The organism is Cupriavidus sp. 2KB_3 (assembly GCF_052115685.1).
GTDB lineage: Bacteria > Pseudomonadota > Gammaproteobacteria > Burkholderiales > Burkholderiaceae > Cupriavidus > Cupriavidus campinensis.
In genome coordinates, this window is the sequence record NZ_JBFRHD010000046.1 from 1 (window position 1) to 1,197 (window position 1,197).

Annotated in this window: 1 protein-coding gene; it reads left to right on the forward strand. The window is 66.8% G+C overall.

Going from position 1 to position 1,197, the window contains the following annotated elements:
- Positions 1 to 1,197 (forward strand): UDP-glucose dehydrogenase family protein (locus tag AB4120_RS27575; protein ID WP_441643105.1); only part of this gene is annotated, 1,197 nt, incomplete at both ends.

Consider the following 1,197-nt stretch of genomic DNA (forward strand, 5'->3'; position numbering starts at 1 on the left):
CTGATCGAGCGCAATCGCGCCGCCGGCCGCCTGACGTTTTCGACCGACGTGGCCGCCAGCGTGGAGCACGCCGACGTGCAGTTCATCGCCGTGGGCACGCCCCCGGACGAGGACGGCTCGGCAGACCTGCAATACGTGCTGGCCGCCGCGCGCAACATCGGCCGCCACATGACMGGCTTCAAGGTGGTGGTGGACAAGTCCACCGTGCCAGTGGGCACCGGCGACCGCGTGGCCGCCGCCATCCGCGAGGAACTGGCCGCGCGTGGGCTGGAAGACCTGCAGTACTCGGTKGTCTCGAACCCCGAGTTCCTGAARGAAGGCGCGGCCGTGGAAGATTTCATGCGCCCGGACCGCATCGTGCTGGGCTGCTCGCCCGACGTGGCCGGCCGCCACGCCAAGGCCATCATGCGCGAGCTGTACTCGCCGTTCAACCGCAACCACGAGCGTACCTTCTATATGGATGTGCGCTCGGCCGAGTTCACCAAGTACGCGGCCAACTCGATGCTGGCGACTCGCATTTCCTTTATGAACGAGCTGGCCAACCTGGCCGACGAGGTGGGCGCGGATATCGAACTGGTGCGACTGGGCATCGGCTCCGACCCGCGCATCGGCTACAGCTTCCTGTACGCCGGCGCCGGCTATGGCGGCTCGTGCTTCCCGAAGGACGTGCAGGCGCTGATGCGCACGGCCACCTCGTATGGCAAGCCGATGCGGGTGCTGGAGGCCGTGGAGGCCGTCAACGACGCCCAGAAGCAGGTGCTGGCCAACAAGGTCATCAAGCGCTTCGGCGAAGACCTGACGGGCAAGACCTTCGCGGTCTGGGGCCTCGCATTCAAGCCAAATACCGATGACATGCGTGAAGCGCCGTCGCGGGTGCTGGTGCGCGAACTGGTGTCGCGCGGCGCCGCGCTGCGCGTGCACGACCCGGTGGCGATGGCCGAGGCCCGCCGTGTGATCGAGGCGGATCTTGCCGACATCGAAGGCGGCGCGGGGCGAGTACACTTCTGCGAGGCGCAGATGGATGTCCTCGAGGACGCCGACGCGCTCGTGATCGTGACCGAGTGGAAGGTATTCCGCAGCCCGGATTTCAGCGAGATCCGCGCCAAGCTGAAGACCCCGGTCATCATCGACGGCCGCAATCTCTATGAACCCGATGCGATGGCGACAGCCGGCATCGAATACCACGCGATCGGGCGC